Source organism: Algorimicrobium bowmanii (genome assembly GCF_054031195.1).
On record NZ_CM132929.1, the window covers coordinates 2,407,163 to 2,419,154 of the forward strand.

Below are 11,992 nucleotides of genomic sequence, written 5' to 3' on the forward strand. Positions count from 1 at the left end.
AATTTTAATAAAAAATGATTGATCAAACACTTTACGAAATCGATATAGTACCTGTTGAAAAAACGAAGATACATGAGGTAGATTTTAACAACATTGATTTTGGACGCAAATTCACCGATCACATGTTTTACTGCGATTATATTGATGGCGAATGGCAACAACCAAAAATTGTGCCTTATCAGCCTATGACAATTGATCCATCTGCACGTGTATTACACTATGGGCAAGCGGTATTTGAAGGAATGAAAGCTTATAAGGACGATAATGGCAATGCTTTTTTATACCGTCCTGAGGATAACCATAGTCGTATTAATAAATCTGCAGCAAGACTTGCTATACCTGAATTCCCTAAAGAATATTTCATGAAAGGTTTAACAACCTTAATGGAAATGGATAAAGATTGGATTAAGCCAGGCGTTGGTAATTCCTTATATATTAGGCCTTTTGTTTTTGCTATAGAGCCTGCAATTTCAGCTGCTCCTGCAGAAGCTTATCGTTTTATGATTATTTGTTCGCCAGCAAAAGCTTATTACACGAGTAAAGTACGTGTGATTTTTGCTGAGCAATACAGTAGATCTGCCGATGGTGGTGTTGGTTTTGCTAAGGCTGCTGGTAATTATGCGGCTCAGTTTTACCCAACTAAATTAGCTCAAGAAAAAGGTTACCAACAAATTATTTGGACCGATGCGAGTACGCATGAATATTTAGAGGAGGCTGGTACTATGAACATCTTCTTTAGAATTGGTGATAAATTAATTACTGCTCCAACAAGCGACCGCATATTAGATGGTATTACAAGAAAGAGTATTATTCAACTAGCTAAGGATAATAATATTCCTTTAGAAATACGTCGTGTTACGGTAAGTGAAATTAAAGAAGCTTCTAGAAATGGTAGCCTAAAAGAAATATTTGGAACTGGTACTGCCGCTGTAATTAGTCCTATTTCAGCTTTTGAACATGGTAATGAAGTTTTTGAAATACCAGATTTAGATGTCTCATATGCTATGACATTAAAGAAAAACTTATTAGACATTCAACATAATTTATCGGAAGATAAACATGGATGGCGTTATGAAATAAAATAATATTTTCACAAAAAAAGCAGCTTTTTAAGCTGCTTTTTTTATTCTAGTTTTCTATTATATCTTTTAAGTTGGGTTTAAAATAATTTGGCCCTTTTAAAACTTTACCATCCGCTCTATAAATAGGTTCGCCATCTTCACCTAGCTTACTCATATTACTACGCTGTATCTCATTAAAAACGGCTTCTATTTTATCTTGTAAACCGTGTTCTATAATTGTTCCACATAAAATATACAGCATATCACCTAGAGCATCTGCTACCTCAACAAGATCGTTGTTTGAAGCTGCTTCTAAATATTCTTCATTTTCTTCACGCATAAGCTTGTAACGAAGCATGTTTTTTGAAGCTCCTAAATCTGCTTTTGGAGATTCTAGATGACCAATTTTAAATGCTGTGTGAAAGGCTTTTACGGCCTCTATTTTATTTTTCATATTAAGGATTTTAAAATTTATATTCTTAGGCATTTCAAATTAACAAATAATATGCGTTTTTCACTTAAATCAAACAGAAATAATAAAAGTTTGTAACAGTTAATTAGTGGGTTACTTTCCTTAAATTTGCAAAAAAATAAAAGTTAATGTTTAGTACAAACCAAATAATTTTCGGGATTATATTCGCTATCACTTTTACGCTGGTATTAATTTATACCTATAAAAAAGATTTAGCTCTCCATAAGAAACATTACAAAGGAACAGCCTGGGTTTTATTAGCATTTATCTGTTTTATCTTGTTTATAGTTTCCATAAAATGGTTATTCCAATAATCGAATTTTAAGATTCTGTTTTCAGAATCCCTTTTATAAAAAAAGCCTCAACATTTTAAGTTGAGGCTTTTTTATGCAAATTATATTTCTTTTAATTTACTTCAGGAAGGAAGTTATAATTTGAACTGTATTCTAACATTTGTTCAGGAAATGAATTTGGTTGAGTCACGTTAATTTTAATAATCTCACCATTTTCATCCATTTCAGGAACTAGCACCGGGTTTACAAATCCATTATATGGTGCCGATTTAAATTGAGCATTTCTTTCTAAAACTTCGGCATGAATAGCTTGGTCTACTTTTACACCATAACCTTCAACTAGGTTTTGAACTGCTTCAAAGTCACCTTCAGATTTAATACGTTGTGTTTCACGTAATAATTGACCAAACAAATCATGTAATTTTGCATAATCCGTAATATTAAAATACGTTTTACCCTCTCTTGTTATTTTCTCAATAACATTAGCTTCTTGACCTTTTTCAAAAGCCCAAGCACTCACCCACTGTCTGTTACGCATATGCGCTTCTTCTACGTCATCACCAAGGTTTAAACGCACTAATTGAGTCATTAAACCATTTCTTATATAACCATCGTAAGCTGCTTTACCAACTGCTTCCCAATCATCAACTAAACCTAATTCTTGTAATTTAGGATTGTATAAGTAATATAGTCCAACTAAATCTGCACGGCCTTCTTCTAATGTAGACGCATAATTTTTAAGTGTTTCTTTCGTTTCTCCAACGCCCGGATTTAATTGTCCTGAAGCATGCCCTATTACTTCATGTAAAGCAGTATGCAATTTATCTGCTATTTGACCGTATTTTTCTTCTAATTGTATTTCAGTTTCATCATTAGCAAATTCTTTTAAACGTCCAGTACTACCTGAATTGTTATACGAATTAATGATATTACCTAAAGAAACCGACTTACTCCCTACAGCTGCACGAATCCAGTTTGCATTTGGTAAATTAACACCTATTGGCGTACTTGGAGAAGCATCACCAGCCTCGGAAGCTACATTTACTACTTTATAAGTTACACCTACAACGTTTTTCTTTTTATGAGCTTCCATTAATGGTGAATTATCTTCAAACCATTGTGCATTTTCTGATAAGACAGACATTTTAGCCGACATATCAAAATCCTTAATTTGAACTATCGTTTCATAGCTTCCTGTATAACCTAATGGATCGTTATATACTTCAATAAAACTATTTATATAATCAATATTACCTTCGGTTGCAGCTGTCCAAGCTACATTATAATCATCCCATGTTTGCAAATCACCTGTTTTGTAATATGCAATTAATAAGGATATTGCATCGGCTTGTGCTTTATTTTCGGCTACTGCTTGTGCTTTTTCTAACCATGATATAATTTGATCGATAGCCGCTCCATACAAACCACCAGATTTGTACACGTGCTCTACAAGCGCTCCATTTTCTTTTACTAACTTAGAGTTTAAACCAAAAGACAATGGTTTATCTGTATTTGGAGATGTTTTCGTTTTATAAAATGCTTCAACCTCTGCCATTGTAACATCTGGACCATAAAAATTTACAGCAGATAATAGTACATTATCCACATCTTTGGCTTGGTTAACTTTTTTAGCGTCCTTATCGTTAAAAAGAACATTTAAAGCTTCACCTTTTAATTCGGTATTCGTTTCAGTTAATAAACTTTCTAAATAGGCTTTAGAAAACCCTGGTTTTATCTTGTCATTTGAATAATGATGGTGAATACCATTACTAAACCAAAAACGCTTTAAATAAGTTTCAAAAGCTGTCCAATCTGACAATGACTTATCGCCATTATAATTTGTGTAAACAGACTCTAAAGCTTTTCTGATAGTTAAATTATGACGATAATTTTGATCCCACGTTATATCACGTCCTGCTAAACCAGCCTGCCCTAAATAGTAAACTAATTTTTGCTCCTTAAGCGTTAAATTATCCCACCCTGGAATTTGATAACGAAGTATTTTTATATCTGCAAACTGTTCTACATTATAATTAAAAGCAGTATCCTCTTTTTTTGTTTCCGTAACTTCTATTTCTTCTTGAGGTTCGGATTTTTTATTTTCACATGAATAAAAAAAAGGCGCCACTAAGGCCATCCCCATAATAAGTTTTAATTTCATTTGATTTGATATTTTTTAGTATTCACAAATGTAACATTAATTATTAACGCATAAAATTGTTTATCTTTGATTTATAACCCAACCAAGCATGAAAACAATTAAGTATATTTTATTTCTTTTACTCATTTTAATCATAGGTGCATCGATATATATTGCAGTACAACCAAACGGTTATAGTATGACTAGAACCAAAACAATTCATGCCCCTGCAGAGGTTATTTACAATCAAGTTGTGAAATTAGAGAGCTGGAAATCGTGGACTTCATGGACAGCTAATAATCCAAGCATTATAACCACTTTAAAAGATTCGACTGCTGGAGTTGGTGGTGAAATAAGTTGGGAAGGTGATAAAAAAACAGGTCTTGTAAAAACACAGGCCACCACTCCTTTTAAAACTATAAACCAAGACATACAATTAAATGAATTTTCACCTGCTAATAGTTTGTGGGAATTCAATCAAATTAGTGCTACCGAAACGGAAGTAGTTTGGACATTATCAGCCAATAACTTATCCTTTTATGAAAAAGGGTATGCATTATTAAATGGAGGGCAAAACAGTATTTTTGGACCTGATTTTGAGGAAAGTTTAGACAATTTAGAGACAGTAGTATTAAAAGTCATGTCTGAATACCATATAAAAGTAGATGGCATTGCACACCACGGCGGTGGCTATTATATATATAGTACGACTTCAAGTAAAATTTCAGAACTACAAACTACCATTCAAAAACTATTTCCACGTGTTAAAGATTACGCTTTAAAAAATAACATAGCCATGGCAGGTGCTCCATTTGTTAGTTATCATAAGTGGGATACACCAAACAATGCCGTATTATTTTCTTATTGTGTTCCAACGACTACCGAAGTTATAACAACACAAAGCGATATATTAACCGGACACTTAGAACCTTTTAAGGCTGTAAAAACAACACTAAAAGGCAATACATCTAATTTACAAGAAGCGTGGAACGAAAGCAGACAATACATTAACCAATATAATTTAGAAACTATAGAGCAAGGCCCTATGCTAGAGGTATATTTAACGGATCCTACAACTCAGGCTAATCCTGCAAAGTGGATTACAGAATTATACCAAGCCATAAATTAATATATCATGAAACAGGTCTTTCTTGTATTTATTGGCGGAGGTTTGGGTAGTGCACTCCGTTTTATAATAGGTAAATTCTTAAATAGTACAGATACCGGAATTCCTTACGGAACTTTTTTAGCTAATATTATAGGAAGCCTTATTATAGGTATAATCTTAGGTATTGCTAGTAAAAACAACACGCTTACTGAAAGCCATTTAGCATTGTTAGCCACAGGTTTTTGTGGTGGTTTCACAACATTTTCAACCTTCGCCTACGAAAATCATATGTTTTTAAAAGCTGGCGATTTTACTAGTTTTGCTATTTACACAATTGCTAGTTTTACCCTTGGATTTTTAGCTGTATTTCTCGGTGTTTTTTTAGTAAAATAAACCTAATTTTTTTTAAAAGCTTTTATACCTGCTTCAATCTTAGTTTCTAAATAATTTCTTCGCGGTACAATTGGACATGAAAACTTAGGATTATAAGCACAATAAGGACTGTATGATCTATTAAAATCTATCATCAAACTATCTCCTTCGGGTATTCTTAAATCCAAATAACGACCCCCGCCATAAGTTGTTTCGCCATTGGTATAATCTAAAAATGGTAGAAATAAGTAATCTTCAAAACCTTCCTCCGTCATTAAATCTCTACCTTGATATACGGCTAATTCAAAACGTTTACCTTTTAGATTAAAACTTAAAATACCATAAACACGCTCGTTTGTAACATCATCTGTAGTTGATTTCATTAAAAACCATTCCGAATTTGGAGTCCGTTGTAAATGAGCCTTAACAACATAGGTTGAATCCACTGGAAAGAAATCTAGCGTTCTAAAGTCTCTCCTATCTTTAGCTTTTAAAGGTGATTTACTGGCATCTTTAAAATCAGCATTCTGCTTACGTTGCCAAGCAGTTTCTCCAAGCAAAGGGTGTTTTTTTTGAGAACAACCAACTAGAGTAAGAAGTAAAATAAAAGTAACTATCCTTTTCATAGGTTAATATAAATGAATCCCAAAAGTACAACATATTCATATTTTGTTTAGATTTGATATGTAATTAAATCTAAAATGATACTAAAAAAGGTCACACTATGTAGAAAACACTACATCTCATTATCCATGAGTTGGACAAAACTTGTATGATTTTAAATTTAAAAAACACGATACATTTAAGTCCGACCTTTGCGTCGGACTTTTTTGTTTTTACACCTATAAGATGAAAAAACATATGGTGGTTAGCACTTATTACTCTAATAAATCGTGCGGGGACAATGGTAATACCCTTTTTGTCGCTATATCTTACAACAGATTTAAAATTAAGCATTGGGCAAGTTGGTTGGGTAATGACGGCTTTTGGATTAGGTTCTGTAATAGGCTCTTGGTTAGGAGGGAAATTAACAGATAAAATTGGCTATTATAAAGTAATGGTTAGGAGTTTACTACTAACAGGAATACTATTTATAGTTCTACAATTGTTACAAACCTTTACAAGTGTATGTTTAGGTATATTTCTTGTTATGGTAGTTGCAGACATGTTTCGGCCCGCTATGTTTGTTGCGCTTAGTGCCTATAGCAAATCAGAAAATAAAACCCGATCAGTAACACTCATCCGATTAGCTATAAATCTTGGTTTTTCGGCAGGACCTGCTGTTGGAGGGATTATTATTACAACATTGAGCTATTCCGGTCTATTTTGGGTAGATGGCATTTCATGTATGGTAGCCACATTAGTCCTTATTAAAGTTCTAAACCCTAAAAAAACAAAACCACAAGACACAATTGTAAACACCAACCCACAATCGGCATATAAAGACCGGATATTTATAATATTTCTGTTAGCTATGGTTTTGTTTGGAGTTGTATTCTTACAATACTTTTCTACAATACCATTATATTTTAAAAGTGTACATCACTTAGATGAATTAGAAATAGGTATTTTATTAGGTATGAATGGTGCGTTTATTTTTATTTTAGAAATGCCTCTTATAAAGTGGTTAGAAGGTTCTCCTTATAGTAAAATAACCTTAATGATATTTGGGGCCTTATTAATAGGCTTGAGTTTTGTGGTGTTAAACTTAACAGCTTGGTCTGGCATTTTGTTAGTTGGAATGCTATTCATGACATTAGGAGAAATGATTGCCTTTCCTTTTTCAAACGCTTTTGCTATGCAGCGTGCTAAAAAAGGGAACCAAGGTGAATACATGGCTTTATACAGTATTGCCTTTTCTATTTCACATATATTTGGTCACAATGCAGGTATGCAAATGGCTGAAGCTATTGGTTTTGATAATACTTGGTATATTATGGTTTTGATTTCCGTTCTTTGCTTAGGGCTTCTTTTATTTCTAAAGCAGTATATGAAAAAACGTTTATTTTAACGGCTTCACAGCATTATCTTTAACCACGTGAGATAAGACAATCTGAGTTTTAGTTTCTCCATAAACAATAAGTTGATCTATAAAATTCTCAAGATGTTTTTGGTTTTTTAAAACCACTTCCATTACAATGTTTTCATTACCTGTTATTCGGTAGCAATTCAAAACCTCATCATACGTTTTTACTTTTTCTAAAAACGGTTTTAGCATCCCCATAAACGCACGAATTGTAATTAATGCTTTTAATTGATAACCTGCTTCAAATGGGGAAACTGCTGTAAAATAATGGTTTATCACACCCGAATCTTCCATTTTCTTGATACGTTCGGAAACTGCTGGCGAACTAATCCCTACTTGTCTACCTATTTCGGCGTTTGATAATCGTGCATTTTCTTGCAAACACTTTAATATTTTCCAATTAAGGGTATCTATACTCATTTTAAAGTAAATTGAAATTAATAAATTAAATTACAAACCAAATATACGTTTTTACCTTAATATCGAAAGTTAGATATCAAAACTTGTCGTTATTTTTGATAAAATTGCTATAACACCATGATTACCCACATATCCTCAAACTTATTTCATTCGCCTTTGTATCAAAAAGCAATGGATATTATGATCCTATCTAGAAGTATTTCAAGCTATTTGCATCAAGACCTTTCAGGTTTACAAGCTGATGGTTCAGAAAACGCTTATATTTATTTTTCGGGAGATATTGTGCAACAATCGGTTTCTCTTGTACCTGAAATTGCTAAAGCAGAAAATGCGCGTTATTCAGATCGAAAATACAAACATATTGCTTCGGTTAAACGTCTTACTTACTTGTTAAATAAAAATATAAAACGTCTGGAAAACTGTAACAGTAACGGAAAAGATTATTTACCGCTACTACGTGCTGAATTAAAAAAATTCAAACAATTACAACATACATGGACGCTAACTTTATAGTATTAACTTCCCTTTACAATAACAGCTTTACCCATTAAATTATGTTGTAGACTGAGTAGTTTTGGCGATAATTTTTCAGAAAGAATTACATATTGACATTTTTTTATGCTGTCTGTTACTCGTAAAACATCATTTTGAAAATTATTTCTCATGAGATGTTCTGCATCTTCCATAGCAAATAACTGTAGTTGTCCCAAATGAATACCATTTATAAAATACAGTTTATTTAACCGCTTTGGTGTGACAATTAAAATATCTGTCCCAAAGTATATTTCTTCTTTTTGCTTTTCTATATCATAAGAATCATAGGCACAATAAATACGTAAATCCGTTTCATTGGTATAAGCCTCAAAATCAGCCTTTAAGTCTAACGCAGCATCTTTATCCTTTACCATTATTAACGCTCTAGGAGAATCCTCAAACGCCATTGCTTTTAATTTTTGAATAGTGATTAAAATTAAAGCTGTTGTTTTTCCAGAACCTGCAGGAGCCTCGGCATAAACATCCATACCACTTTTTAATTTAGGCAAAAGCATTTTTTGATATGGCAGTGGTTCCGATATATCTAAAGACTGTAAAGCTTCTTTAAGTAGTGGGTGAAATTTTTTAAAAGACATGAAGGTTTTAATGTTTTCGAATTAGAAAAAACAAACTTACGACTTTAATCCGACTTGCATTTTTAACTCATAAAAAAACCTCTTAGATAATAAACTAAGAGGTTTTATATATTAATTATGTTCTTTCTGTTATGTGAGTGTTAATCTAATCTAAAAACTAAACCACTACTAAATCCGAAAAGCGCAATGGTACTGTAAACTTCTGAGCCTGTTGAAACGCCACCAGAACCACCATAAACGTAAAATCCACCATACTCAACTGGCATCATTAAGTTAGCTTGTAGGTTTAATCCAATATATTCGTTAAACATAAAATTAACACCACCTTTAAAGCTAAAGGCAAACTTTGTTTCACTATACGAACGATTTGTTAATTCACGGTTTTCATTACTAGTTCCTAGTATAACTAATCCTAGATTACCTCCAAAGAAAGGTTTTATAACATCGCTATTTCCAAAATACCTGTTACCACCTATCAAAATCCAATCGGCAGATAAATCAGCCAAACGACTTTCAATTGGACTGATATAAAAATCTTTAATCAAAAGATCTGTACCATGGTGTAAATAGCTTAACTCTAACATTAATCCATTATACGTTTCATAACCTACTGTAACACCAAACTGATCACTATCATCAAACTTAATATAATTACCACCATATTTTAATTTAGCACCAAATTGATATCCATAAGACGGTGTGATTTCAATAGCTTGTGCTTGTAGCGATTTAGAAGTTCCAAAAAGCATAAAAAAACATACCACAAAAATGAATTTTGGATATGCACTAAAAGTATTTTTATTCATAATATATTTTTTAAGGACGCAAATATATATAAATCAAGAGGAAATATTTTTGAAACGTTTATATAAAGTCTTCTTCATTAAAAAAAAGGTACTTAATGACAAATTTTACAATCCTTTTTATCTTTAATTTCACCAACTAGAAATCCAGAATCATTAAGAGTAAAATCACAACAATCAATAAAACCTTGAGCTATTAATTTTCTACCACGTTGTATTTGCGATTTTACAGTAGGAAGTGGTAAATTTAAAGTTTCAGCTATTTTTGCCTGTTTAATGCCTTTTATATCTGACAAGAATAAAGGCTCTCTATACTTTTTGGGCAGACTTTTAATTATGCCTTGCAAACAGTCATGTTCAGTATGTTCTGGTTCACTTTCAGGTGCAGCCAATTCTGTTTCGGGAAGAGATTTAGACTTTTTTTGTGCTCTAAAATAATCCATAACAGTATAACGCGCTACTGAAAACACCCAAGCCTTTAATTTTTCCGGGCTTTCAACCATGTCCTTTTTAGTATGTACTTTTATAAACGTTTCTTGTAATAAATCGTCAGCTATATCGGGCTTCTTTACTTTACTGAAAATAAAATGTTTGACATCTTCCGAATAGGTATTCCAAATATCTTGTGTTGTCATTAGGTATTAATTAAAAAAACAGAACTGTTTCAGTATAAATTTACTAAATAAGTTCTGTTTATTAGTCATTTTCACAGACCTTAACAGTTACAAGTACTGCAGGTACAGTTCTGGCAAGTACATTGTTTGCAATTTCCGCTTTTACAACCGTCACAATTGCAGTTACATTCTATATTTTTCATAATATGTTTTATTTAAGTTCATATAATAGACGTGGTAGTTTAAAAAAAGATGCATAAAAACAGAAAAAAATAAGAAACATATCAATTACTTCAATTTACTATTTGTTCTTCTTAGAAAATATAAATTTTAATTTCATTAAAATTCACTAACTTCTCACACAAATCAAGTCACCATACACCTTGATATAAAACACTAAACATGAACAACTTATATCAATTAAATTATTATTCAAAAACAGAAAAAGAAATAGATATTGCTACCTTAAACAATATTTTAGAAACTGCTATAGCCGTAAATACAACTAAAAACATTTCAGGTTGCCTTATTTATCATAATAAAAGTTTTGTTCAAATTCTTGAAGGAGATAAAAAAACGGTACAAGAAATTTACAAAAAAATTAAAGCTGACAGACGGCATCACTCTGTAACTGTACTATGGGAAAACATAGCACAAACGCGTTGTTTCCCTAATTGGAGTATGGCTTATCACAAACCTGAAAATGAAAATATTAAACAATATGTAAACAACTTATTGCTTCTTTCTGAACTTTCAGACACCTCATCTGCTTCTTTATTAAGCTTTTGGAGTACAGTGCGTAATTTACTCCGAAATAACAGTATAAACCAAGCTTCGATTATTTAAAAACACGTCTTGTAATCATCTAATATTCAGTATATTTGAAACTATTATTTATTACGTATTTTTAAAATGAAGTTTAACAAAAAATATAAGGTCTATACTTGGAAGAATATCATGTATTTGCACTGGATTATAAATCCTGGCATTCTTTTTAATGAGTTATTCTTAGGACAAAGAATTCCAAAAACTGTTTTAATTGATACGTCTACTAACAAACCAAAACACGAAAGCACCTATATTCCTTGTCCACACTGTGCTATTATTCACGACGGTCGAACATGGTCTACAAATAATAAAACGGCGTTTAAAAACTGGTTTGGATTATATTGTCCGAATTGTAGTAATATAATTCCCTGTTTAAGAAATATTTTTTCTTTTTTAATTCTAGTTATTACGGCTCCAATCTGGTTTTGGTTTAGGAGCAGTTTAAAGAAAAATTGGCTAATTAAACAACCTCATCGATTTACAAATTTAGATTTAACCAATCCTTCTAACCCGTATTCAGGAAATGGCTGGATTAAACAAGGGTTGTCATGGGGCTTTTTTATGTATCTAATTATGACCTTCTTTTCTCCTCTAATTTTTAAAGAACCAATTACGTTCTCACGAGTGCTTATAAGTATTCCTATATGGTTTATAGGTGGACTTGGTTTTGGATATCTAATGAAATTATTTATAGGTAACTCTAATAAAAATACCGACTAACAAAC

The 11,992-nt window shown here is 32.0% G+C and carries 14 protein-coding genes; 7 read left to right on the forward strand and 7 right to left on the reverse strand.

Features of this window, described 5'->3' with window-relative positions:
- Positions 1-14: 14 nt before the first annotated feature.
- Positions 15-1,085 (forward strand): branched-chain amino acid aminotransferase, encoded by a 1,071-nt coding sequence (locus tag ACW5R3_RS10725; protein WP_456577016.1) that lies wholly within the window; start codon positions 15-17, stop codon positions 1,083-1,085.
- Positions 1,086-1,128: 43 nt separating this feature from the next.
- Here the strand turns inward: ACW5R3_RS10725 and ACW5R3_RS10730 are convergent, their stop codons facing one another.
- Both ACW5R3_RS10730 and ACW5R3_RS10735 read right to left on the reverse strand, forming a co-directional pair.
- Positions 1,129-1,515 carry a pyrophosphohydrolase domain-containing protein gene (locus tag ACW5R3_RS10730; protein WP_456577017.1) on the reverse strand — a complete coding sequence of 129 codons (387 nt, stop codon included), beginning with the start codon at positions 1,513-1,515 and terminating at the stop codon, positions 1,129-1,131.
- A gap of 423 nt (positions 1,516-1,938) precedes the next feature.
- Positions 1,939-3,987 carry a dipeptidyl-peptidase 3 family protein gene (locus ACW5R3_RS10735; RefSeq protein WP_456577018.1) on the reverse strand — a complete coding sequence of 683 codons (2,049 nt, stop codon included), beginning with the start codon at positions 3,985-3,987 and terminating at the stop codon, positions 1,939-1,941.
- An 88-nt stretch (positions 3,988-4,075) separates the two neighbouring features.
- Here ACW5R3_RS10735 and ACW5R3_RS10740 point away from each other — a divergent pair, with 88 nt between their 5' ends.
- Positions 4,076-5,095: a GyrI-like domain-containing protein gene (locus ACW5R3_RS10740; protein ID WP_456577019.1), complete on the forward strand. Its 1,020-nt coding sequence runs from the start codon at positions 4,076-4,078 to the stop codon at positions 5,093-5,095.
- A gap of 6 nt (positions 5,096-5,101) precedes the next feature.
- Complete coding sequence (gene crcB, locus ACW5R3_RS10745; RefSeq protein ID WP_456577020.1) at positions 5,102-5,467, forward strand: fluoride efflux transporter CrcB; 366 nt, start codon at positions 5,102-5,104, stop codon at positions 5,465-5,467.
- Positions 5,468-5,469: 2 nt separating this feature from the next.
- On the opposite strand, the gene ACW5R3_RS10750 is transcribed toward crcB, so the two are convergent.
- Positions 5,470-6,072, reverse strand: coding sequence for a DUF1684 domain-containing protein (locus ACW5R3_RS10750; RefSeq protein WP_456577021.1), 603 nt, complete (start codon positions 6,070-6,072; stop codon positions 5,470-5,472).
- Between the two features lie 278 nt (positions 6,073-6,350).
- Here ACW5R3_RS10750 and ACW5R3_RS10755 point away from each other — a divergent pair, with 278 nt between their 5' ends.
- The gene (locus ACW5R3_RS10755; protein WP_456577022.1) at positions 6,351-7,457 is read left to right on the forward strand and encodes an MFS transporter; all 1,107 of its coding nucleotides are present in this window, start codon (positions 6,351-6,353) and stop codon (positions 7,455-7,457) included.
- Here ACW5R3_RS10755 and ACW5R3_RS10760 read toward each other — a convergent pair.
- A complete protein-coding gene (locus ACW5R3_RS10760) occupies positions 7,449-7,892 on the reverse strand; it encodes an Lrp/AsnC family transcriptional regulator (RefSeq protein ID WP_456577023.1) in 444 nt (147 codons plus the stop codon). The genes ACW5R3_RS10755 and ACW5R3_RS10760 overlap by 9 nt on opposite strands.
- Positions 7,893-8,009: 117 nt before the next feature.
- Between ACW5R3_RS10760 and ACW5R3_RS10765 the strand changes: the two genes are divergently transcribed.
- Positions 8,010-8,405, forward strand: a complete 396-nt coding sequence (locus ACW5R3_RS10765; RefSeq protein ID WP_456577024.1) for a hypothetical protein — start codon at positions 8,010-8,012, stop codon at positions 8,403-8,405.
- Positions 8,406-8,407: 2 nt separating this feature from the next.
- Here the strand turns inward: ACW5R3_RS10765 and ACW5R3_RS10770 are convergent, their stop codons facing one another.
- From ACW5R3_RS10770 to ACW5R3_RS10780, 3 genes are all read right to left on the reverse strand, one after another.
- On the reverse strand, positions 8,408-9,022 hold the full coding sequence (locus ACW5R3_RS10770) for a DEAD/DEAH box helicase (RefSeq protein WP_456577025.1): 615 nt from the start codon (positions 9,020-9,022) through the stop codon (positions 8,408-8,410).
- Between the two features lie 140 nt (positions 9,023-9,162).
- Positions 9,163-9,828 (reverse strand): outer membrane beta-barrel protein, encoded by a 666-nt coding sequence (locus ACW5R3_RS10775; protein ID WP_456577026.1) that lies wholly within the window; start codon positions 9,826-9,828, stop codon positions 9,163-9,165.
- 92 nt (positions 9,829-9,920) lie between these two features.
- Positions 9,921-10,460 (reverse strand): sigma-70 family RNA polymerase sigma factor, encoded by a 540-nt coding sequence (locus ACW5R3_RS10780; RefSeq protein ID WP_456577027.1) that lies wholly within the window; start codon positions 10,458-10,460, stop codon positions 9,921-9,923.
- 381 nt (positions 10,461-10,841) lie between these two features.
- Here ACW5R3_RS10780 and ACW5R3_RS10785 point away from each other — a divergent pair, with 381 nt between their 5' ends.
- On the forward strand, positions 10,842-11,285 hold the full coding sequence (locus ACW5R3_RS10785) for a BLUF domain-containing protein (protein ID WP_456577028.1): 444 nt from the start codon (positions 10,842-10,844) through the stop codon (positions 11,283-11,285).
- Between the two features lie 66 nt (positions 11,286-11,351).
- A complete protein-coding gene (locus ACW5R3_RS10790) occupies positions 11,352-11,987 on the forward strand; it encodes a hypothetical protein (protein WP_456577029.1) in 636 nt (211 codons plus the stop codon).
- Positions 11,988-11,992: the final 5 nt, after the last annotated feature.

What these genes read in the sequence shown, in the direction of transcription:
- ACW5R3_RS10725 (WP_456577016.1), top strand. Translation starts at nt 15, where the DNA reads ATGATTGATCAAACACTTTACGAAATCGATATAGTACCTGTTGAAAAA.
- ACW5R3_RS10730 (WP_456577017.1), bottom strand. Translation starts at nt 1,515, where the DNA reads ATGAAAAATAAAATAGAGGCCGTAAAAGCCTTTCACACAGCATTTAAA.
- ACW5R3_RS10735 (WP_456577018.1), bottom strand. Translation starts at nt 3,987, where the DNA reads ATGAAATTAAAACTTATTATGGGGATGGCCTTAGTGGCGCCTTTTTTT.
- ACW5R3_RS10740 (WP_456577019.1), top strand. Translation starts at nt 4,076, where the DNA reads ATGAAAACAATTAAGTATATTTTATTTCTTTTACTCATTTTAATCATA.
- crcB (WP_456577020.1), top strand. Translation starts at nt 5,102, where the DNA reads ATGAAACAGGTCTTTCTTGTATTTATTGGCGGAGGTTTGGGTAGTGCA.
- ACW5R3_RS10750 (WP_456577021.1), bottom strand. Translation starts at nt 6,072, where the DNA reads ATGAAAAGGATAGTTACTTTTATTTTACTTCTTACTCTAGTTGGTTGT.
- ACW5R3_RS10755 (WP_456577022.1), top strand. Translation starts at nt 6,351, where the DNA reads ATGGTAATACCCTTTTTGTCGCTATATCTTACAACAGATTTAAAATTA.
- ACW5R3_RS10760 (WP_456577023.1), bottom strand. Translation starts at nt 7,892, where the DNA reads ATGAGTATAGATACCCTTAATTGGAAAATATTAAAGTGTTTGCAAGAA.
- ACW5R3_RS10765 (WP_456577024.1), top strand. Translation starts at nt 8,010, where the DNA reads ATGATTACCCACATATCCTCAAACTTATTTCATTCGCCTTTGTATCAA.
- ACW5R3_RS10770 (WP_456577025.1), bottom strand. Translation starts at nt 9,022, where the DNA reads ATGTCTTTTAAAAAATTTCACCCACTACTTAAAGAAGCTTTACAGTCT.
- ACW5R3_RS10775 (WP_456577026.1), bottom strand. Translation starts at nt 9,828, where the DNA reads ATGAATAAAAATACTTTTAGTGCATATCCAAAATTCATTTTTGTGGTA.
- ACW5R3_RS10780 (WP_456577027.1), bottom strand. Translation starts at nt 10,460, where the DNA reads ATGACAACACAAGATATTTGGAATACCTATTCGGAAGATGTCAAACAT.
- ACW5R3_RS10785 (WP_456577028.1), top strand. Translation starts at nt 10,842, where the DNA reads ATGAACAACTTATATCAATTAAATTATTATTCAAAAACAGAAAAAGAA.
- ACW5R3_RS10790 (WP_456577029.1), top strand. Translation starts at nt 11,352, where the DNA reads ATGAAGTTTAACAAAAAATATAAGGTCTATACTTGGAAGAATATCATG.